The sequence below is a fragment of the Chitinophaga oryzae genome, assembly GCF_012516375.2.
GTDB classification, from domain to species: Bacteria; Bacteroidota; Bacteroidia; order Chitinophagales; family Chitinophagaceae; genus Chitinophaga; species Chitinophaga oryzae.
Genome location: NZ_CP051204.2, coordinates 3342709 through 3364266, shown reverse-complemented (window position 1 = coordinate 3364266; position 21558 = coordinate 3342709). Strand labels below are relative to the sequence as shown.

The 21558-nt window shown below is 53.1% G+C and carries 15 protein-coding genes; 3 read left to right on the top strand and 12 right to left on the bottom strand.

The window, feature by feature from the left end; translation table 11 throughout:
* Positions 1 to 124: 124 nt before the first annotated feature.
* Positions 125 to 904, top strand: coding sequence for a class I SAM-dependent methyltransferase (locus HF324_RS14045; RefSeq protein WP_168860080.1), 780 nt, complete (start codon positions 125 to 127; stop codon positions 902 to 904).
* Positions 905 to 960: 56 nt separating this feature from the next.
* Here the strand turns inward: HF324_RS14045 and HF324_RS14040 are convergent, their stop codons facing one another.
* Complete coding sequence (locus HF324_RS14040; protein WP_168803068.1) at positions 961 to 2934, bottom strand: M1 family aminopeptidase; 1974 nt, start codon at positions 2932 to 2934, stop codon at positions 961 to 963.
* 53 nt (positions 2935 to 2987) lie between these two features.
* Complete coding sequence (locus HF324_RS14035) at positions 2988 to 3782, bottom strand: helix-turn-helix transcriptional regulator (protein ID WP_168803067.1); 795 nt, start codon at positions 3780 to 3782, stop codon at positions 2988 to 2990.
* A 123-nt stretch (positions 3783 to 3905) separates the two neighbouring features.
* Between HF324_RS14035 and HF324_RS14030 the strand changes: the two genes are divergently transcribed.
* Positions 3906 to 4937: a S66 family peptidase gene (locus tag HF324_RS14030; protein ID WP_168860079.1), complete on the top strand. Its 1032-nt coding sequence runs from the start codon at positions 3906 to 3908 to the stop codon at positions 4935 to 4937.
* A 145-nt stretch (positions 4938 to 5082) separates the two neighbouring features.
* Complete coding sequence (locus HF324_RS14025; RefSeq protein ID WP_168860078.1) at positions 5083 to 7518, top strand: TonB-dependent receptor; 2436 nt, start codon at positions 5083 to 5085, stop codon at positions 7516 to 7518.
* 51 nt (positions 7519 to 7569) lie between these two features.
* Here the strand turns inward: HF324_RS14025 and HF324_RS14020 are convergent, their stop codons facing one another.
* The 10 genes from HF324_RS14020 to HF324_RS13975 form a co-directional block, all read right to left on the bottom strand.
* Positions 7570 to 8709, bottom strand: coding sequence for a PepSY-associated TM helix domain-containing protein (locus tag HF324_RS14020; RefSeq protein WP_168860077.1), 1140 nt, complete (start codon positions 8707 to 8709; stop codon positions 7570 to 7572).
* A gap of 64 nt (positions 8710 to 8773) precedes the next feature.
* Positions 8774 to 9994 carry a DUF4374 domain-containing protein gene (locus HF324_RS14015; RefSeq protein WP_168860076.1) on the bottom strand — a complete coding sequence of 407 codons (1221 nt, stop codon included), beginning with the start codon at positions 9992 to 9994 and terminating at the stop codon, positions 8774 to 8776.
* 18 nt (positions 9995 to 10012) lie between these two features.
* Positions 10013 to 12334: a TonB-dependent receptor gene (locus tag HF324_RS14010; protein ID WP_220101312.1), complete on the bottom strand. Its 2322-nt coding sequence runs from the start codon at positions 12332 to 12334 to the stop codon at positions 10013 to 10015.
* A 189-nt stretch (positions 12335 to 12523) separates the two neighbouring features.
* Positions 12524 to 13435 (bottom strand): helix-turn-helix domain-containing protein, encoded by a 912-nt coding sequence (locus HF324_RS14005; protein ID WP_168803059.1) that lies wholly within the window; start codon positions 13433 to 13435, stop codon positions 12524 to 12526.
* A gap of 20 nt (positions 13436 to 13455) precedes the next feature.
* A complete protein-coding gene (locus tag HF324_RS14000) occupies positions 13456 to 14178 on the bottom strand; it encodes an SDR family oxidoreductase (RefSeq protein WP_168860074.1) in 723 nt (240 codons plus the stop codon).
* Positions 14179 to 14300: 122 nt separating this feature from the next.
* Positions 14301 to 15398 (bottom strand): efflux RND transporter periplasmic adaptor subunit, encoded by a 1098-nt coding sequence (locus tag HF324_RS13995; RefSeq protein ID WP_168860073.1) that lies wholly within the window; start codon positions 15396 to 15398, stop codon positions 14301 to 14303.
* 25 nt (positions 15399 to 15423) lie between these two features.
* Complete coding sequence (locus tag HF324_RS13990; RefSeq protein WP_168860072.1) at positions 15424 to 18576, bottom strand: efflux RND transporter permease subunit; 3153 nt, start codon at positions 18574 to 18576, stop codon at positions 15424 to 15426.
* Positions 18577 to 18583: 7 nt separating this feature from the next.
* A complete protein-coding gene (locus HF324_RS13985; protein ID WP_168860071.1) occupies positions 18584 to 19957 on the bottom strand; it encodes a TolC family protein in 1374 nt (457 codons plus the stop codon).
* A 164-nt stretch (positions 19958 to 20121) separates the two neighbouring features.
* Complete coding sequence (locus HF324_RS13980) at positions 20122 to 20943, bottom strand: AraC family transcriptional regulator (protein ID WP_168860070.1); 822 nt, start codon at positions 20941 to 20943, stop codon at positions 20122 to 20124.
* Between the two features lie 13 nt (positions 20944 to 20956).
* On the bottom strand, positions 20957 to 21412 hold the full coding sequence (locus HF324_RS13975; protein ID WP_168803053.1) for an Lrp/AsnC family transcriptional regulator: 456 nt from the start codon (positions 21410 to 21412) through the stop codon (positions 20957 to 20959).
* Positions 21413 to 21558 lie beyond the last annotated feature (146 nt).

Below are 21558 nucleotides of genomic sequence, written 5' to 3'. Positions count from 1 at the left end.
AAAAGAAAGCGGCCATCCGTCGCCGGTAAAAACCTGCCGTTCACCGACAATACACTGCCTCCTGCGTGGATGCTATTTCCCGTCCCCCCGGGATAGTATTGTTTTGCAGAACAAATTAAAAGACATGAACATCCGGGAACTGGCAGCAATGTTAATTAACCCATATAACCATCAGTCTTTACATCCGGTGGGAGAACAGCACCTGGAAGATGTTTCGGGCAACCGTATCCCTGTGGTCAACGGTATCCCCGATTTCCTGGCACTGGAAAAGATCGGCGGCATGAATAAAAAACATCAACGCCTATACGATAATCTCAGCCCTTTTAACGATATCGCTGAACGGGTCGTTTCGCTTTTTGTAGACATGGAAAAGCTCCGGCGGGAATGGCTGGCCGACGTGGAAGTAAAACCAGGCTTTAAAATACTGGAGACCTCCGTGGGCAGTGGCTGGAACATCAAAGCCCTCCCCGGCTTTGGCGATTACTACGGACTGGACATCTCCGGCGGCATGTTGCGGCAGGCCGCCCGCAATATGACCAAATGGAACCGTACGGCACAACTTTTCAGGGGCAATGCAGAATATCTCCCCTTCAAAGACCATACGTTTGACTGTGTATTTCATGCAGGGGGGCTGCATTTCTTCGACAACCGCGTGCGGGCCATCCGGGAGATGGTGCGGGTAGCCCGCCGCGGCAGCCGTATTGTTATCATCGATGAAACGACGCCGCATATACGAAAACAATACAGGAGTATCCCATCTCTAAAAGGCTATCTCAACAACAGCAGCAGCGAAGCGTTGAGGGCGCTGGCGCCGCTGGAACTGGTACCGGGCAATATGCGGGAACAGGAAGTGAAACTACTGGACCATGGCAGGATGTACCAGCTCAGTTTCAGAACAGCCTGAAGCTATTCAATGAAACGGCGGGCGTCCGTGTGTTGCGGATGCCCGCCGGCATGCCATTATTTTCTGAGCAGTTGTACTTTGGTTTCCATGCCATCTATTTTCTGATTGGCGGCATCGGCAGTAACGGCATTGTTGCAGGCCCATTCCAGCAGGGCGTTATCGTGTTTGGCGGCTGCCAGTTGCGCAATACGGTAATAGGTATACGCCAGCAGCTCCCGTGAACGGGTGGCACTCTGCAACGCATGTTGGTACCAGCGGACCGCCTCATCCGGTTTGTTCTGGATGGCGGTAATACGGCCCATCATATAGTACAGGCCAAACTCCACGCCGTACTGATCGTCGGGGATGCCTTCGGCCAAATAGGATTTTGCCAGCGCCAGCGCTTCCTCCGGTTTCTGTTGTATGCGCAGGTTGTATACCCGCGCTACTTTCGACTGGGCCATAGCGATAGGTGTCAGCGCCTCGTCCCAGTGCAGCACCTTAAAGTAAGGATCTATCTGAACGGAATCCACGATACCGTTCACCGGCAGCTGCACCTGGCTGGTACGCGCTTCTACGGTGATATGTTGTAGAGAAGTTTTACCACCACGATATACTACCAGCACTTCCAGCGGCAGCCGGTATAAACTGTCTTTCTGGGTAACGGTCAGCTGCAGTGTGTTCCCCTGCTGTTTCCAGCTGTTCTCCCAGGCCGGCGCGCCGGTACGGTCAAACCACTGGCGGTAAAACCAATCGAGGCTGCTGCCGTGTGCGGTGGCTATCTCCTGTAAAAAATCCTGCCAGGTGATGCCGTCATGGCTGTACTTGTCCCCGATAGTGCGCAGCGCTTTGTGAAACACCGGCTTTCCTACTACGGAGGCCAGCAGTTCCAGCGCCATAAAGCCTTTGCTGTCGCCCAGAATATGGCCGTTTTTGCTGCTGAGGGTGGCCAGCGGCTCATCGTTACCGGCTGCTGCATTTTTAAGATATCCCAGGCCGCTCTGGTCCGACAGGTAGCCGGGGTAGCCTTTTTTACGGTAAAGGATGGCGCGTGCACTATCGAAATGCTCCACTACCTGCAGCGAGCCATACTGGGCCATCGCTTCGGACATCATCTCAGCCCCCATGCTCCCTTTGGACAGGACTTTATTGCCCCACCACTGATGCCCTATCTCGTGGCCAAACAACGCATAGTTGAACTCCCGCAGCGCCCCGGTAGGCATCACCACGCCGCCGAGGATGCTGGCGCCGCCAATGCCTGTCAGCTCAGACACCGCTTCTGGAAATTCGATCACAGAAAAGTTAGGGATCGTCAGCGGCCCGAATTCACCGGTCAGGAACGCCAGCACCGAGGAGGCTTTACGGGAGATCTCTTCTCCGTTGATCGCCTTACTCAGGCTGTAAGTGTAAAACGGTATTTTACCGGAAGACTCCTGCCGGGTATATTTTCCGATATACAGGGAGAAGATATCAGGCTGCGCGTAATGAAACTCGTAAGTCTGTGTACCGTCACCCTTCGTGGCTTTGACGGTTGCAGCTGCCATAACGGCCATCAACGGCTGCGGCACTGTCACCCGCAGAGTACCGGTGCCCCGCATGTAATCGTCCGTGCCGTCGTTGGCGCGCACCATCACCTGCGGGTACCATGCGGAACCATAACCGCCGGCCATACAAAAGCTGCTGTCGACATAATATTGAAAAGTGGGGGCATCGCCACGCTCGTAGGCGTAGGTGTACTGCAGGCGGGTGCCGGCAGGTACTGGCCTTTTAAAATGCCAGTGATAGAGAATATCACCGGAGGAGCTGAGACTTGTATCCATTGTGGCGGCAACGCCCCCCTGTAGTTGCAGTTTAGCCGGGCCCCTTCCCCTGCTGATCATGATTTTAACAGAATCGGTGGTAGCTGCAGTCGTTTCAAACGAAAGGCTACCCTGTACGGCGAAGGTCTTTTTCCCCAGGTCGGCCTGTACCTGCAGCTGGTAGTCCACCTTTTGCTGGGCAGCAAGCCATAACGGAGAAAACAAATATAAAAGGGCGATAAGTCGGCGCATGTTCTTTTTTTTCACAAAGTAACGCCGGAGGGAAGACAAAAAATAGTATCAGATTAACCATTCAGTTGCCGCCGGAACTGATGAGGCGTGCAACGGTAAAAAGAGCGGAATACCCTTATCAGGTGCGAGGTATCGGAAAATCCGGCGGAAAAGGCGATGTCCGTAACGGGCAGCCGGGTGGTAAACAGCAGTTCCATCGCTTTCTCTGCCCGCATTTTTAACTGGTACGCCCCTACGGTCATTCCTTCCTTCTCACGGAAAGCCCGCGCCAGGTATATCGGATGTACAAACACCCTGCTGGCAATAGACTGAATGGTATGATGCGTATCAAATTCATTTTGCAGGATCTCCCTGGCCTGCGTAAGCCAAGGCAGACGGCTGGCGATCTTCACCTCTGTGACGGCAGACAGCCAGTTGACGATATACTCTTCCGGCAAACAGTCGGCAGGCTTCTTCAAAAATGCATATAGCAGCTGGTACAGTTCATTGAAAACACCCGGCTTGTAAATCATCAGTTGCTGCGGAAGGGAGCCCTTCAGCGTCAGCGCTTCTATCCCCGATGGCTTAAACTCGATATTCAGGCAACGGCCCGGCACTTCCCGGAAATGGTTGGCATGCGTATACCCCGCAGGCCTGAACAGCAGCTGCCCGGGTAACACCTCGTCGGTACGGCGGCTCACCTCATGATAACCGCCCGCCACCAAAAGACTCAGGTAAGCATTTTCGTGGTAATGCGCGCCAATATGCGTATCCGGCTGGTAAGCCGTGATGTTCAGCTTGAAGAAAGCGTTTTCGTTGAACTGCTGCTCCTTACCAAAATAACGTCCGGGTGAAAGAATGATACTCATAAGCCTGGCCTGTGTAAACCGATAGTAAATATACGGCATATAACGGCAAGATCAACGAAAGACCGGATAATCAAAAAAATATATCTTGCAGCATTCAATAGCTAAATACTCAAATAAAAAAATATGAACTTAATCAGGCCTGCCCGGCTGGCGGCCGGCGACAAAGTTGCCACTATTTCCCTCTCCTGGGGCGGAGCGGGAGAACTGCCGCACCGGTACAGGAAAGGCAAAGAACAATTGCAGCAACAGTTTGGCCTTACCGTTACCGAAACAAAAAATGCCCTCCGGCCCGCGCAATGGATCTACGAAAACCCGCAGGCAAGAGCGGAAGATCTCATGGAGGCTTTCGCCGACAAATCCATTAAAGCCATTATTTCCAATATCGGCGGGGAAGATAGCATCCGGACACTGAAGTATGTAGATATAGATGTTATCAGGAACAATCCTAAAATATTCCTTGGTTTCTCCGACAGCACCATCACGCACCTGCTCTGCCTCAAGGCAGGACTCACCTCCTTTTATGGTACCTCCCTGCTGGTAGGCTTCGCAGAGAATGGTGGCATGCATCCCTACCAGGTAGAGGATTTCAGGCAGACTTTCTTCTCCGGCGCACCCGTACGCCCCATCCTGCCTAGCGGCGGCTGGACCTCCGAGCGGCTGGAATGGTTCGATCCCTCTTTGCAGGACGTTAAAAGAAAGATGCAACCCCACACCGGATGGAAGTTCCTGCAAGGCGAAGGCGTGGTACAGGGCCGGCTCATCGGCGGCTGCCTCGACGTGCTGGAGTTTTTGAAGGGCACGGCCTGGTGGCCGGAAGAGGAGCACTGGAATGACAGCATTCTGTTTTTCGAAACATCTGAAGAAATGGCCCGCCCGGAACTCCTCCGCTACTGGATGAGAAACTATGCCGCGCTGGGTATCCTCCGGAAAGCGAAGGCCATCCTGCTGGGCCGCCCTTATGATAATCAATATGCGACGGAATATGAAACCGCCATTCTGCAGGTACTGCGGGAAGAAAGGTTAACAGACATGGTGGTGGTTACCCAAATGGACTTCGGCCATACCTGTCCTTCATTTACCCTCCCTTACGGGGTGCTGGCGGAGGTAGACTGTACCGAAAAGAAATTTACCCTGTTGGCATCAGGCGTGCAATAGAGGTTTGTAAGCGGGGCGCTTACAAACCTTCCGCTTACCGCTCATCCATCATTTCCCTTTTTCGCAAATCTTTCTCCGCTTTACATAAACGGTCCGTTTCCTGCGCTGCTGATCTTTGCAGCTGACCAATTTATGTTACTGTAGCATGTTTAGGAAATCAATAGGATATCTTCTATGGATAGTTATCCCTTTTTCAACCGGCGCTTTTGCGCAGACTAACCCCGTCGCCTATACGGTACGTGGTGTAGTGGCGGATTCCGCCTCCCGGCAGGTCATTCCCTATGTCACCATCGGTATTACCGACGAACAGCAAACGCCTGCCGCCTCGGCTTACAGCGGCGAAAACGGCGCCTTTAAAATGTCGCTGCCCAAAGCCGGCCGCTACCAGCTGGTGCTCTCCTCCGTGGGGTACCGCCCCGTCAGCCGGCCGCTGCTGATCGATAAAGACAAAACTACCCATCAGCTGGACACTGTTTTCCTGAGCGGCAGCACCGTGCAGCTGAGCGGCATACAGGTGATCTCCCGGCGGCAGCTGATAGAGCAGAAACCGGGGATGCTGGTCTATAACGCCGAAAGCGACATCAGCAACCGCGGCGGCACCGCAGCCGACGTGCTCCGCAAAGCACCGGCGCTGAACGTGGACCCGCAGGGCAACGTCACCATGCGGGGCAGCGGCACGCTCAAAATACTGATCGACGGAAAATACTCCGGACAAATCGCCCGCAGCCCGGCCGATGCACTCAACATGATGCCGGCCAATATCATCCGCTCGGTAGAAATCATCACCTCCCCCTCCGCCCGGTACGATGCGGAAGGCGCCGCCGGCGTGATCAACATCATCACCAAAAAAGGCAATAAAAGCTTCAGCGGCAACCTGGAAGCGATGGCCAGCAACCGGGAACAGGCCTTCAATCCCCGTATCTCCCTGTCGCGGAACAAGTGGAACATGAGCCTGCACGGGCACCTCCACCGCCTGCAGGACAAATCCTCCGCCGAAATGGAAAGGACCGTACTGGATAAAGGTCAGCCTACGATGGTCATCCGCCAGGAAACACGCCGCAATAATATCATGCCGCACAGCTCCGGGGAACTGGCGCTCGGCCTCCTGCCGGACTCCCTCAGCGAAATCTCCCTGTCCGTCAACGGCTGGCTGGGCAACTGGCCGGACAACAGCCGCCAGCATACGCTCATCACCCTGCCCGACGGCACCACCACCGATCAATACCAGCAACAGGTAAGATCAAAAGAGAAGTTCACCGGCGCCGATATCGCGCTCGGCTATACGCGCAGACTGAAGAGAGACAGACAGGAAATTACCCTGCTGGCGCAGTTCTCCCCTTCCAAAGAAAATACCTCTTACAACAGCGAGCAACACAGCGACGATAAAATCCGCTACCGGGAAGATAACGTTAACCGCACTACGAACCGGGAATGGACCTTCCAGGCAGACTACACGCACCCGCTTACCAGAGATGGCAGGTATACGTTACAAAGCGGGCTGAAATCCATCTTCCGGCATGCCGACAAACAATACCAGGTACGGGCAGCAGACGGACCGCCGCCGGCCGCCATGGTACCGCAGCAGGACCGCTCCGACAATTTCATCTACTCACAGGATGTCCTCGCCGGCTACCTGCTGCTGAAAATGAAACTACCCCGCGGCTGGAACGCAGAAGCCGGCTCCCGGCTGGAAAACACGCACATCAAAGGCAGGTTCAATGCACCCGGCTCGGCTTTCTCGAACGATTTCCTCAACTTCATCCCTACGGCCAACATCAGCAAAAAACTGAATGAAGCGCAGACCATCACCCTCAGCTATACACAGCGCCTCACCCGGCCGTATATCTGGGACCTGAACCCTAACGCCAACGCCAGCGATCCACGCAACATCACCGTGGGCAATCCGCAGCTGCGGCCGGAAACAATGCACCAGGGAGAACTGTCCTACGGCTGGACGTCCCCCGCCGGCACGTTTATCAATGCCGCCGCGTTCCTGAAGAAAACTGACAACACTATCATCGACCTGACCACCACCAATGCAGCCGGCATCGCCACCACCCGCAAGGAAAACCTGGCAGGCAACACCCAATACGGAATTAACCTGAGCGGCTCTGTAAGCCCCGCTCCCAACTGGAGCCTCAACAGTAATGTCAACATCAACCATCTCAACTTCGAAAGCAATGCGCTGATGATCGTCAACACCGGATGGGCGGCCGACTTTAATCTTAACGCACTGTATAAACTTCCCGGTGCTGTCAGCCTGCAGGCCTTCGGCGAATACGATACCCGCATCGTTACCCTCCAGGGACATAAAACTCCACGGTTCTACTACAGCTTCTCCGCCAAGAAGGAAATCAAAGCCACCCGGATGACCGTTACCCTGGCAGCGATCAATCCGTTTAACCAGACCATCCGGCAAAAAGAATACATACACGCGGCATCCTTCCGTTCAGGAGTGCTGAACAGGTATTACAACCAGGCGCTGAAGATTACGCTCAACTGGGAATTCGGATCGATGTTCGAACAGCGGGAGAAAAAGAAAATCAGTAATGACGACGTGAGAGAGCAAGGAAAGGGATAATCAAAACAACAGCTGTTTGGCGGGAACGTATCCCGCCAAACAGTTATAACATCAGGCGGTTTGTTGCTGCCTGTTCACGGCTGGTTTCTTTTTTTTCTTCTTCTTTCCCCACCAGATATAAAAACCGGTGACCGGCAAGCTGGCCGCTACCAACGAGCCCAGGAAAAACAGTATCTTACTCGGAATACCCCAGATAGACCCTACATGCAGCGAATAATTTAACCGCCGCAGTTTATCGCCCCCGTTGGCCTCACTGAAAGGCATTACATCTACGCCACCGCCCTGCAGTTTTTTGCCGGTATACTGATCAAAGTAGTGCGCCTGGTAATAAGCGCCCTCCATATTCGTATAGGCGTACACGGAAGCATCCTTCTCCGGAGGCATGCCAATAAGCACAGCAGGGCTCTTTTTATCGGCCAGTTCGTTTACACATTGCCGCCAGATACCGTCCAGCACCGCCCACCGGGAACCGGCAGCCGCCATCGTGGTATCAGAAGGCGGTTCGTAGTAGGCCGGCATAGACTTTCCGCCGGAAGCCACCGTATACACAGAACGGGACAGCCAGCCGAAGCCCATGTACAAGCCCGAATAAGCGATGAGCAGCGCTACCGGCAGCGTATAAAAGCCCAGCACGTTATGCAGATCGTAATTGACTCTTTTGAATTTCCCCTTCCATAAAATGGCAAAGGCATTGCGGATGTTATGCCGGTTCCACTTTTTGGGCCACCACAGTACCATGCCGGTAATCAGCAAAACAGTGAAGACAAGCGTGGCATACACCACGATACGGGAGCCGATTTTGCGGGGCAGCCACAGATTGACGTGCCCTTCTTCCACTTCATGAAAAAAATCTTCATGGTCCACCACCGCCGCCACTTCCGCCGTATAGGGGTCCACGTAAACGATAGAATCAGACCGGAAGTTGACCTGCGTGGTCTTGCCCGGCAGACGGTATTCGATGGACCTTGCGCGCAGCCCGCCCATCGCTTTTTCTGCTGCGGAGATCAGTGCGGAAGGCGGCAACATGGCGCCGTTATTGGTGATGGCTGCCTTTCGGTAGGGATACAGCAGGTCTTTGAGATCATGTTCAAACACCAGTATACAACCTGTGATGGAAACGATAAAAACGATGATTCCCGATATGAGCCCAAGCCACAGGTGCAACCATGCGTTGATCTTTGAAAATTTCATGATACAGTACAAAAGACAATACTTTCCCGGCAAGCGGGAAAGTATTGTGGTTAACGGTTGGTAGTTACTTCAGTTTGTCTATGCGCAACAGGTAGTCGTAACCGCCTGCTATTTCCAGTCCGGTGTTGATGGTGCCATTGGCGATGTCATAAATCCAGACATAATCTTTTCCGGATTCAGCGTTGACCATGATATAGGCATTATTGCCTTCCACCATCACGGTTTGCAGCGACTCTCCCTTGTCCAGCGGCAGTTCCGTGAGTTTACGCACTACCGTCGCGCGTACCAGGTCTACGATGGCATAGCCGTAGATATGGCCTTCATCGGTGTTGGCTTCCCCTGCGGCTTTGTATTTAACGATGGCGCGGCCGTTGCCGATGCCGTACATAGAGAAGGCGGGGCCTCCCAGCGCCTGGTTCATATTATAGAAGTAGGAGGCGTCAAATTGCTGCTGGCCGGCGGATATTTTATACACCGCCGACGGCAGGGAAGACGACAGCCAGCCTGGTGAGGAAAGCAGATAGTAATCGCCGTTATTGTCCAGCGCTGTGCCGGACATCCACATATTGGCCTGTCCCATGCCTACAGAGCGGCCATCTTCCAGTTGCGCTACCAGTTTCATGGAAGGGTAATCAAAAATCGCCACGATGGCTTTGGGGTAAGCCGGCGCGGGCCAGTCGGCCGTATACACCAGACCCAGGAAGAGTTTACCGTTGATATAGTCCAGGCTGCGGGACATCATGCCGGCATAACCAGCAGGAACGGGATTTACCGGGAGCTCCATATTTTTTATGGCGAGGGTATTGGCGTCCACCACAGAGCAGAGCAGCTTGCTGCCCCGGCCGTTGGTGCCCATCAGCACCAGCGTGGCGTCGTCTACCCAGGTATAGCTGCTGACACCTGTCTGATAAGTAAATGGCACCTCTTTGATAGTAGTCAGCTGATTGTCTTTCAGCGAGTATTTTGATAAACGGCCGTTAGTAGAGCTGGTGCTGGGGTAATAGTAGTAGCCTTTATGCGGGATAATACCATAGTCTGCTTTGGACGTCACTTCCACGCCGTTGCCTTTCAGGCTTACGGCGCCGGAGGTGAGCGAGGAAGCACCTACCACGTATTGGGTGGTATTAGGCCAGGAGCCCAGCTGCATCCATATGGCATAGTTGTCGGAACCGTTGCCGGGGTTGCCGGCAACGGTGTCGTCGTCATACTTTTCGCAGGCGCTGAAACCTGTCAGAACAGATAATAACGCCGCTGCACAAAATAATTTTCTGGTAAGAATGGACATGATATAATAAGCTGATGATTATTTAATGAAGTACCGCAGTTTCACATAATAGGCCCTGCCCGGCTTCTGCAGGCGGAAATTGTCGTACGCCCGCTGGTCGGTGAAGTTCCTGCATTCGGCGGAGATGTTGTATTTACCGTTTTGCAGCGAGTAGGTAAGACCCAGGTTTTGGATGTACTGGTTGGGTACCCTGTTTTTCGTAGCGGCGGCGCCGTAAGCTTCCCAGGTCAGGTAAAACCAGTGCACGTACTGCATGTCCCAGTTGAGCTGCAGCCGCGTGTCTTTACCCAGCAGGTTATTCCTGCCAAGGCTGGCCAGCGCGTTACCAAACAGCCAGGGCTGGTTGGGGATCTTGTTGCGATAGGTAGCTTCTACCGTACCGCCGTTGGTACCGGGAGCATACTTCGTGTTATTCAGCGCCTGCTGGTAACTAACGTTCACGGTAGTATGAAAAATATCGCGGAAGTCGTATTGTATTTCCCCTTCGACGCCGTTGATCTGTACTTTGGAAGTATTTTCATAGCGGCTTACCCTGGAATTGGATTGATATACCACGGCGTAGATGAAGTCGGCCGCATCGCGGAAGTACCAGTTGCCTTCTGCATAGAAGCGGTGCTGTCCTTTCTTCAGCGTCAGGAAAGCACCGGCATTCACGTTGTTGCTGGATTCCGGTTTCAGGTTGGCATTGCCGATCTGATCATAGCCGTTGCCGAACAACTCTCCTACTTCCTGCAGGCGGTAAGCTTTTTCATAGGAGGCTTTTACGCCCAGTACCGGCAGGATGTTGAAACGGCTGGCAAGGCCATATCCAAAGTAAGATTTGAAACCTGAGGCAGCAACATAAGTACCGTTGCCGGAAAGCATTTCCGGCTGCTGCAGTTGCATACCATACCATTTACCGAAGAAGGTGTTGGTAAGCCTGCTGTCCAGCAAAGTTTGCTGATATCCCAGCCCTACCATGTGTTTCCCGATCCTGCCCGGATTATGGTCTTTATCGGTCAGCAGTTCGTTATAATTCTTATTGGTTACCTGGTCGAAAGTATAGTTGAGGTTGAAACCGTGCATTGGGTTCAGCATATAGCTGAAGTTAGCGCGGGCGAAGTTCCTGGGGCGGCTGATATGCGTCCGCTGTTTGATGGGTCCCATTTCGGCCTGGTTGCCGGGCACGCGGGAGCCGTCCCAAAAATAGCGGTACGCGGTAGTATCGGTGATGGTATACTTATCTTCTGTATGCGCTGCAAACACGCTCAGGTTGAGCCCTTCGGTGAAGAGATGGTCTTTGCGGTAACGCAGCGTGGTGTTGAAAGCGTGGCCGTTCTGCATGGCGGCGCCATATACGTTGTCCTGGTTGCTGCCGGTCTGTATTTCGCGGTCGGTGGCGGAGAAGCCTGCACCGACAAAGAAGGCGTCCGCCCATTTTTTATGCATCACTCCCACTTCCGCCTGTGTCATATAAGAGCGGTACTGGTCGTGGAAACGGCGCACATCTCTTTTCACGTAGAGTTGTTTGTCTTCGTCCCACAGCTCCATCGCTTTCATGATGTAGTTGTTGTCTGAATAGTTCAGGAACGCGCTTACGCGGGCCACGATACCGGATTTGCCGGTCACCTGTCCCGTTACGGCGGCCCTGTGCGTATTGAAGGAGCCAAAGCTATAGCTGGCGTCGAGGTAGTTTTTAATGTTCTGATTGGTGACCAGGTTAACTGCTCCTCCGAGCGCATCGGCGCCAAGGGACACCGGCAATACGCCTTTATAGATCTCCACCCGCTCGGCGAGGTTGACCGGAATATTATTGAGCGTCATGGACGAACCCATGACCTCCATCGGTATCCCGTCGATAAAGAACCGCACCGCCCTGCCGGAGAGGCCGTTGATCGAAAAGTTGAACTCGGAGCCCATACCGCCCTGCTCGCGGACTTTCACGCCGGTCGTCCTGTTCAGCACACTGTTGATGTCCGAAGTGGTATTGGCAAAACGTTTGGTGTCGATGGCGTTCACCGCATAACCGCTTTCTTTCAGCTGGCGGCTCTGGCTCTTGCCGGTCACGGTCACCCCTTCGCGGGAGAGGCTTTCTTCTGCCAGTGTAAAACGGAAAGTGATTGTTTTGCCGGCAGTCACGGTGACAGCCTGTTCCTGGCGCGTATATCCCAGCAGGCTGGCTACGATGGTATAGGAGCCGGCAGGCACCTGATCTACAAGATAACTTCCATCTTTTTTCGTATAGGCGCCCTTGTTGGTACCCTTCAGCGTAACGGCAACGTCGCTCAGCGGCTGACCCGCGGCCGAAAGCACAGAACCCGTGATAGCGCCCGTCTGTTGGGCATTTGCTGATATCGCCATCAGCATAAAAAATACAGTAAAAACAAAATGGTTGGATAGATGACGCATGATTATCGCTGCTACATGATTTGAGCAGCAAAGGTCGTTCAACGCAAATGGGCCATCAGATCCGATGCGGAAAAAGTTTTATCAAATCCGAAAAAATAGGTCGTATGTCCTACCCGTGATTTTTTTCAAGTGCAGCATTGTTCACTTTAACGACTGCCGGAACGCCAGCGGAGAAAGATTCGTCTTGGCCTTAAAAAGTTTACTGAAAGATTGTGAGTGTTCAAACCCAAGCTCATAGGCGATTTCGCTGACGGTCAAGGTAGTCCCGATCAGCTTGTCCTTGGCCTTCTCGATAAGTTTTTCATGGATATGTTGCTGAGTATTTAGTCCTGTGGCTACTTTCAGCAGCGAGCTGAGATAATCGGGCGTCAGGTTCAGCTGCCCTGCGAGGTAGTTGACCGTAGGCAGGCCTTCTTTATGCGTATGCTCAAAATATTCATCCAGCAACGTTTCCAGCTTTTCCAGTACCTGGTGGTTGGCAACTTCCCGGGTCAGGAACTGCCGCTGGTAGAACCGCTCTGCATAATTAAGCAGCGCTTCAATCTGGGAGATAATGATCTGCTGGCTGAACTTATCGATGTTGCCCTGGTATTCCTGGCGGATATTCTGAACGATGCCGGTGAGCACTGCTTCTTCCTTTTCAGAAAGAAACAGCGCTTCCCGGACAGAATACCCGAAGTATTTATATTTTTTGATGTCTTGAGCCAACGGCCGGTTGCGGAAGAAATCGGGATGTATCAGCAGCATCCAGCCGGATTTACCGGGTGCGTCCTGTACGACTTCTATCTGAAATACCTGTCCGGGTGCTATAAAGAACATGGTGCCCTCATCAAAATCGTACTGCAGCTGGCCATATTTCAATTTGGCATCCAGTCCTTTTTTCATGGCGATCATGTAAAAGTCATATACCCAGGCGATGTCGTTGAACTCGCGGGTATGCCTGATCAGACGGTAGTCTATCAGGCTTATCAGCGGATGTTCCGGGGCCGGCAGGCTACGGGTACGATGATACTCGCTGAGCGTTCTTATCCGCCGGATATTATTGTTTGTCATGTGCCAGTTTTTTATAACGGTTACCAATGCACCTCTCCGCCATCCTGGAAGAACTTACCGGTGATCCTTCTGTCGGTTGACAGGGCCAGTTGCACAATGGGCCTTGCCCCCTCTTCCACTGTTTTAAAACCTTTGAACGCATTCAGGTCTGTAGCAGTATAGCCGGGCGTAACGCTGTTGACTGTAATATTTTGTGCGCGCAGCTCATTGGCCAGTATCACCGTAAACGCATTCAGCGCGGTCTTTGTGGCGCCATAGGCTGAATAGTTGCCCCAGTTGGCACGTCTGTCCGGTGCGGAGTGCATCGTTAAAGAACCAACCTCGCTGGACACATTGATAATGGCCGGCGCTGCTGACCGCTTCAGCAAGGGCAACAGCACCTGTGTGGTCTGTACGGCGCCAAAGAAATTTGTATCGAACAGGTGACGCAGATTTTCCATGCTGCCATCCGCCAACTGTTGCGGCTGTTCGCCGGCAATGCCGCTGTTGTTGATCAGCACGTCCAGGACGCCGCTTTGTGCGCTCAATGTTTCTTTTGCGCTCCTGATAGAACCGATATCGGTCACATCTATCTGAATAGCCGCTACATTATTGATGCCCGCAGCTTTCAGCGTGTCTGCCGCCTTCCGGCCGTTAGCGATGTCTCTGCTGCCGATATAAACAAAGTTGCCCTGCTGCGCCAGCTGCCTGGCTGTTTCAAATCCGATGCCTTTATTGGCGCCGGTGATCAGAACCGTCTTCATGCAATTCAGTATTAAAATTAGAAAATCTACCGCAAATATCAGGAGGCGCAGCCAGGCGGTTGTAGTCTAATCCTGATAGTTTGTATCCAAATGCGGGATCACTGAATGCAGGACGGCCTGTATTACTTTTTGGGGAATTTTGGCACCAGCGCCGTCCCCGGTTTAATTTCATCGGTAGCCCTTACCAGCAGGGTATCACCTGCGGTGAGGCTGCCAAATATCTCCATTTTATCGCCCGGATTGATACCGTTGCGGACATCCACCCATTCCGCTTTACCACCGTTCAGGCGGATGACAAAACGTTTCTCGAGGTTGGTAGCCACCGCGGAAGCCGGCACCAGGAAAGTGGGCGCAGGCCTGCCCAGTTTTAATATGGCGTTGGCAAACATCCCTGATTTAAGCTGCTGCTGATCGTTCTGAAAAAGAAACTCCCATGTCTCCGTTCTGTTGGCGAGGTTAATAACACCCGCCTTACGGGACAACTTTGCCTGATAGGTAACATCCGGCCGGGCATCTACGGTAAAGTCGATCGTGGGCGTGGCTGTTCCGGCGGCGGTGTATGCTTCGGGAACTGGAACGCGCAAACGAAGCGTGCTGATGTTCTCTACTACCAGCAGCGGCTTGCTGTTTCCTGCGCTGACCAGCGTACCGGGATCTACATTCCTTTGTGTCACAATACCGCTGAATGGTGCACGGATCATCAGGTAGTCTTTCAGCTGGCCATAGGCCGTAGTCCTGGACCGCGCGGCGTTCAGCGCGGCGCTGTCGGCCATCATCGCGCTCCTGGCTTTCTCCAGCTCCCCGGCGGCCACCGTTCCTTCTACTTTGGCAGCGTTGACAATCCGGTGGTAAGCATCCAGGCTGCCCAGATAACGGGAACGGGCGGTCTGCACATCTGCATTGGCCTGCGCATAATTGGCCTGCGCTTCGGGCGCTTCCAGCACAGCCAGCAGCTGCCCCTTGCTCACCTTATCGCCTATATCCACTTTCAGTGATCCGACATATCCGCTTACTTTGGCAAACATCTCCGCCCGTTCCAGCGGGATCAGCTCGGCAGGAAAAGTCACCTGTTTGTTAACGGTATCTTTCTTTAGCAGGAAAACCGACACGGAATCGCTACCTGCTTTTTTGGTGGCAGCTTCTTCGCGCGGCTGCTGCTGACAGGCCGTCAAAACGATCGCCGCTGACACTGACACTATGATAGGAGAAGGAAATCTCATGGTATAATGTTTATAGAAAATCTGTTTAATCATGATTGGTTTTATAGTACCTGCTTTCTTTATCTTCCGGATGTAAGGAGGGGCTGTGAAAAGCTTTCCTGCCCATCATTCCGCCATAAATAGCCGGGAGGAAAACGAGCGTGCTGAGGGTCGAGAAAACCAGTCCGCCGATAACGGCGATGCCCAGCGGCGCCGTCTGATCGCCCCCTTCACTGAAGCCGATCGCCATAGGCACCATGCCGGCAATCATGGCGAGGCTGGTCATTAAAATAGGCCGTAAACGGTTACCCGCGCCCGTGACAGCAAAACCCTCCCTGGCCTCCTTACGGTACAACTCCCCGTTGGTGATCAGCAGGATCGCATTGGCTACGGCCACGCCTACCGCCATGATAGTACCCATATAAGACTGTATGTTGAGCGACTGCCCCGTGATCCACAACAGCAGCAGCGCGCCGGCAATAACTGCCGGGACCACGGACAATACCGCCAGCGATAAACGGAATGACTGGAAATTGACGGTCAGCATTAAAAAGATCACTACCACGGCTATCAACAAACCGGCTTGCAGCTCATTCATAGTTTGCGTAAGCAGGTCCGCCTGTCCCCGCAACATAATTTTGACGCCCTGCGGCAGCTCTCCCAGCGAGGCAATGGCGCCCTTCACAGCTTTTACCGCCGCGCCCATGTCTTTTTTATGAATATTGGCAGTGATCGTGATGTACCGTTGCTGGTTGATACGGTCGTATTCTCCGGGCGACGTTGTCTTCTGCATAGTGGTCACATCTCTCAGGTAAACCGGGCCACCGCTGCCGCCAGCTACCGGCACCAGCCCCAGCTGATCGCTGCTGTTCACCCGGTACTGCGGATACTCCACCTGCACCTGGTAGGCCGTGCCTGTATTTTTGTCCAGCCAGTAGTTAGGCTGGGTAAAGCGGCTGGAAGACGTGGCGGCTACCATCGATTTGGTGACCTGGTCTACCGTCAGCCCCAGCTGACCGGCTTTCACCCGGTCAATATTCAGCTTCACGCCGGGATACTCCAGCGGCGTGGCAATCTGAACATCCCGCAGGTAGCGGACCTCCTGTAGTTTTTTATTCAGCGCGTCAGCGATCTTACGGCTTTGAGAAAGATTTTTTCCCAGCACCGCTACCTCTATAGGATTGGACGTGCCCATATTAACCACCTGCTCCACCATATCGCCGGGTTCAAAGGAGAGCGTGGCGGCTGGCATCTCTTTTTTCACGGCCTCCCGCAGCGATTCCTTAAACATTTCAATGGCCATGCCCGCACCTTTCTTCAGCTTTATCTTCGTCACCGATTCATGCGGACCGCTGGTCCAGAGATGAATCAGGTTCACCGGGTAACTGGATGGCTGTACGCCCACAAAAGCAGAACTGATGTCTATCTGGCTATGGGTGATGCTGTCGGCCAGCTGCAGTAATCGCTGCGTGGCGCTCTCCGTTCTCTCCACCCGGGTACCGGCGGGCAGCCTTAACCTTACCTGCGCCTGACCGGCGTCTGTCCTGGGAAAGATGTCTGTCCCCAAAAAATAAAAACCAAGGGCCATAAGTCCGAACGCTCCAATGAGATACACCGGCGTCGCCAGCGAAGCTGTTTTCACAAAGCGTTGCAACCAGCTTTCATAGCGTTCGCGGAAGCGGCGGAACCTGTCGGGGCCACTGGCTTCTTCGTTCCGGATACGGTCTTTCAGCAGCCAGTGGGAAAATACCGGCACCAGCGTCTGGGAAAGGATAAAAGAAGCAATCATGGCGAAGCCCACTGCCAGCGACAGCGGCAGGAACATCGCCCCGGGGATGCCGGTCATAAACAGTGCCGGCACAAATACCGCCAGCACACAGAGCAGGATCAGCAGTTTGGGCAGCGCTATCTCGCGGCAGGCGTCCCATATGGCTTTGGCCTTCGATTTTCCGAGTTCCTGGTGATGGTGGATGTTCTCTATCGTGACCGTCGATTCATCTACCAGGATGCCGATAGCCAGCGCCAGGCCGCCCAGCGTCATCACGTTCAGCGTTTGCCCGAAAATCCGCAGGCAGATGATGGCGGACAACAATGCCAGCGGGATGGTGATCACCACGATAAACGCTCCCCGCAGGTCGCGCAGGAACAACAATACCATCAGCCCTGTCAGCAGGGCGCCGAGGATACCTTCCGTGGTAAGGCTTCTCAGCGAGTTGATCACATAACCCGACTGATCGAAGGCGTAAGTCACTTTGATGTCTTCAGGAACAGCGGCCTGCATGTCGGGCAACGCTGCTTTTACCCGTTGCACCACATCCCAGGTGGCGGCATCTGCGCGTTTGGTAACGGGGATATACACCGAGCGTTTTCCATTGATGAGCGCATAGCTGGTCGTTACATCGGACCCAAGTTCCACGCTGGCTATATCTCTGACATATACAGCAGGACCGGCGCCTGTTTTCAGCGGTACGTTCTCCAGCTCCTTCACGTTCTCCACTACCGCATTCTGAGCGGTGATCAGCAGCTGATCTCCTTCCCGGAGGTTACCGGCAGGCGTAATGCTGTTGGATTTGGCCAGCGCCTGCACCACTTCATCGGGTGACAGGTTATAGTCTCTGAGTTTTTCCGGGTCTGCTTTGATGATGACCGTTTTCTGGTTCCCTCCGAAAGGCGGCGGCGCCGATACGCCCGGCAGGGTCGAAAACATCGGTCTTACCTTAAAGAGCGCCAGGTCCTGTATCTCGCCGAGAGAGCGTGTTTCAGAGGTGAATACCAGTTGCCCTACCGGCACGCTGCCGGCATCGAAGCGGGTAACGAAGGGCGGCACGGTACCCGGCGGCATAAAGGCGCGGGAGCGGTTGACGTAACCGACCACCTCTCCCATGGCCTGGCTCATATCGGTGCCTTCATTAAATTGTATTTTGATGATCGTCGCTCCCTGTATGGATTTGGACTCCACAAATTTGACACCCGTCACATACAGAAAGTGGTACTCATAATAAGAAGTGATAAACCCCTCCATCTGTTCCGGTGAAAGGCCGCCATAAGGCTGGGCGACATAAATGGTGGGCAGTCCCATTTTGGGGAAGATGTCCATCTTCATGTTCCTGATGGTGAGCCATGAAAAAAAGACAATCGCTATAAAGGCTACCACCACCGCCAACGGCTTACGTAATGCTAACGCTATTAATCGGATCATAACCCTGCTAATTAACCTGATTTAAGAATAAACTGAGATCGCCGTTCACCGCCGCTTTATACAGCAGGGCTTTCCATACTGCCATGTAAGCTGTTTTATTTTCCGTGGCTGCTTTTATCAGTGCGTACTGCGCCTGCATCAGGTCCGCAAAATTGGCCAGCCCCGACTGGTAGCGGGACTGCATCGCCTTGTAGGAAAAGCTGGCGGATTCGTAATACAACGGTGTTTCTTTCGCTACCGTCAATGCCGTTCCCAGCGCAGTATCTGCCAGTGTATGCTGTTTTCTTACCTGCAGCGCCACTTCGTTCATTTTTTCTTCGCTGGACCGTACCAGGAAGTCGGCCTGCTGTACCTGCGATCTGATGCGGGCAAACTGGAGGACCGGGAAACTCAGCTGCAATCCTACGCCGTAATTGTACCGCTGAAACGCCAGCCCGTCCGTAGCTTTCACCTGACCGTCGTAATCAATGCCGGAACCTCGTGCATAAGCAGTGCCCCATACTCCCAGCGTGGGCATGATTGTTTTTCCCAGTACTTTTCTGCGGGCTTTGCTTAATTCGATATTGGACGCGTATAAAGAGAGCAGCGGGTTCTTCGCGGTATCGGCCGGCAGGCAGGCCGCCGGCAACCGGGTGAAGAAACTGCTGTCGGTAAGGGCAGGCAGGTTATCGGCGGACAGTAACGCCGAAAGCGCTATGACTGTCTGTTCGCGATATTTGCGGCTGTTGAGCAGGTCCACCTTCGCCCGCGACATTTCCGCTTTCAGCAGGGCCGTATCCACACCGGGCTTGATACCGTTGGTGACCAGCGTACGGGCCACGGACAGGTTAGCGGCGGTGCGGGCCACGTTTTCTTCGTATACTTTTTCCAGTTCAGTAGCAGTAACGATGTCGAGGTAGGCGTTGATCACTTTGATCTTATGCTGAAAGATCTCGTTGCCCGCATCCGCTTTTGCGTATTGCAGGCCCGCTTTGGAGACATCCACCTGTGCGCTCCGCTGACCGAACGTCACCGGTTGCCAGTTCAGCAGCAGGCTGGCAGCACTGCCGAAAACACCGTCATACCGGTTGGAGGAGGAAGGCGGACCGCTGATGGGGACCAGGAACTGCGGATACGCCATTCCGGTAATGTTGTTGTAGGTAGCGTAGTTGGCCTGGTAGGAAGCATCAAGGGTAGGGATCAGGGAGCTTTTGCCGGCGGCGACTGCCCTTTCGGCGGCTTTTATCTCCCACGCTTTGGATTTTAACAGCGGGTAGTTGGTTTCCGCAGTCTGCAATAGCTCCTTAATAGCGGCACGGGCGGGCGTTTCCTGCGCTATCCCGCTTTGCGCACAGCTAAGGAGGCAGACGACGCCCCATAATCCCGACAGGAATCTGTACATATCGGTTTGTTTATATCATTTACATATTTTAAATGCCCGTTGTTTCCATTATGCTGATTTTTTGCTCTCAACAGGGCATAAAAAGGGCTTTCCGCTGGTGGGACGGCCTGTAAATATTGAAAATCAGGCAGCCGATTTATGGTATATTTGAAAATATTGTGGTATCAATTGCTTTTCCGGAAGGTGAGCGGCGTTTCGCCCGTCTTCCGTTTAAAGTATTTTACGAAATGGGAAGGATCATGGAAATCGAGCATAAAGGAGATTTCCGCGATGGTATTATCGGTATAGATCAGCAGCCGCCTGGCTTCGCTGATAATAAATTCTGACAACACTTCTTCTGCCGACTGGTTCACCGCCTTGCGGCAGGCTGCATTTAAATTCTGCGGGGAGGTGTTCAGTTGTTCGGCATAGTACTGTACCTTATTGCGGATGACTTGTTCCCCGCTCAGCAACGACAGCAGGGAATGATACAGGTTAGCGGAGGTTTCCGCTTTGCCGGCAAACGGCTTTCCGTCTTCCGACACCAGCGCCAGCAATGCTTTCAGCAACCCTTCTTTCATCCGGAAGGCATTCTTTCCATTTTTCCGGTCTGTTTCGATCAGCAATTCAAACAGGGAACGGACCATCTCATGCTCCTGGGTATATACGCAGTTTTCCTTGCTGATATGGGTAAAAAGTGATTTCAGCTCACTGTCCAGGCTTTCTTCGATGAATGTTTTTTTGATGATGATCACATAACCATCCGGCTCGCTGTCCAGCTCCCAGCAATGCACCTGGTCTTTCCGGATAAAATACATGACAGGAGGCATCACCTCAAATTTCCTGGAGTCAATATAATGATACCCGCTGCCTTGCGACAGGTAGAGGATCTCGAAGTAATTATTATGTTTATGGGGGACGGTTTTCCGGATCTCCTTTTTGAACGGCGCGATCTTGATCGACTTGCCCGACTCGCTTTTATCTTTTATCTGCAGTTTGGTGACCATGGGTTTGCATTTTTTAAATCGGGTACGCAGTATCGCTTTTCGCTTCTGACAACACGAAAAAGCTTTGGATCGTGGTGATCGTGGAAATGGCCGCCAGCTTCCGGTAAAACGTATGGTACTCTTCCATATCGGCCGTAGCGATCCTTAAAATAAAGTCGAACGTGCCCGTCATCTGAACACATTCCATCACTTCCGGGAACTGTACCACGGCCTCTTCAAAGGAACTTAACGTGTGAGCGGAATGGTCTTTCAGCAACACGTGGCTGAACGCGATCAGGCCTTTGCCAATCATTCTTCTGTCCAGGATGGCGACCACCCTTTTAATATACCCCTCCTGTTTCAGACGGCGTATCCTTTCATGGATGGTGGCCACGGATTTATGCAGTTTGACGGAAATTTCCTTGTTGGTCAGCTCCGCATCGACCTGCAAAAGGCGTAAAATTTCGATATCGGTAGAATCCAGTGCCATATGTCTATTGTAAGAAATTCGGATTTGGTGATGACCACCAGCATTTTACACCCGAAAAATATCAGTTTTTCACCATAAAACCGAATTTTTTCTGGTTTTTTGACCAACTATTACTTATATCACAATTTTTTTTGAATTTCACTGAA

Coding starts and splice junctions, on each gene's coding strand:
- HF324_RS13980 (WP_168860070.1), bottom strand. CDS start 20,943: ATGGTCACCAAACTGCAGATAAAAGATAAAAGCGAGTCGGGCAAGTCG.
- HF324_RS13975 (WP_168803053.1), bottom strand. CDS start 21,412: ATGGCACTGGATTCTACCGATATCGAAATTTTACGCCTTTTGCAGGTC.
- HF324_RS13985 (WP_168860071.1), bottom strand. CDS start 19,957: ATGTACAGATTCCTGTCGGGATTATGGGGCGTCGTCTGCCTCCTTAGC.
- HF324_RS14020 (WP_168860077.1), bottom strand. CDS start 8,709: ATGAAATTTTCAAAGATCAACGCATGGTTGCACCTGTGGCTTGGGCTC.
- HF324_RS14030 (WP_168860079.1), top strand. CDS start 3,906: ATGAACTTAATCAGGCCTGCCCGGCTGGCGGCCGGCGACAAAGTTGCC.
- HF324_RS14035 (WP_168803067.1), bottom strand. CDS start 3,782: ATGAGTATCATTCTTTCACCCGGACGTTATTTTGGTAAGGAGCAGCAG.
- HF324_RS13990 (WP_168860072.1), bottom strand. CDS start 18,576: ATGATCCGATTAATAGCGTTAGCATTACGTAAGCCGTTGGCGGTGGTG.
- HF324_RS14005 (WP_168803059.1), bottom strand. CDS start 13,435: ATGACAAACAATAATATCCGGCGGATAAGAACGCTCAGCGAGTATCAT.
- HF324_RS13995 (WP_168860073.1), bottom strand. CDS start 15,398: ATGAGATTTCCTTCTCCTATCATAGTGTCAGTGTCAGCGGCGATCGTT.
- HF324_RS14015 (WP_168860076.1), bottom strand. CDS start 9,994: ATGTCCATTCTTACCAGAAAATTATTTTGTGCAGCGGCGTTATTATCT.
- HF324_RS14045 (WP_168860080.1), top strand. CDS start 125: ATGAACATCCGGGAACTGGCAGCAATGTTAATTAACCCATATAACCAT.
- HF324_RS14000 (WP_168860074.1), bottom strand. CDS start 14,178: ATGAAGACGGTTCTGATCACCGGCGCCAATAAAGGCATCGGATTTGAA.
- HF324_RS14025 (WP_168860078.1), top strand. CDS start 5,083: ATGTTTAGGAAATCAATAGGATATCTTCTATGGATAGTTATCCCTTTT.
- HF324_RS14010 (WP_220101312.1), bottom strand. CDS start 12,334: ATGGCGATATCAGCAAATGCCCAACAGACGGGCGCTATCACGGGTTCT.
- HF324_RS14040 (WP_168803068.1), bottom strand. CDS start 2,934: ATGCGCCGACTTATCGCCCTTTTATATTTGTTTTCTCCGTTATGGCTT.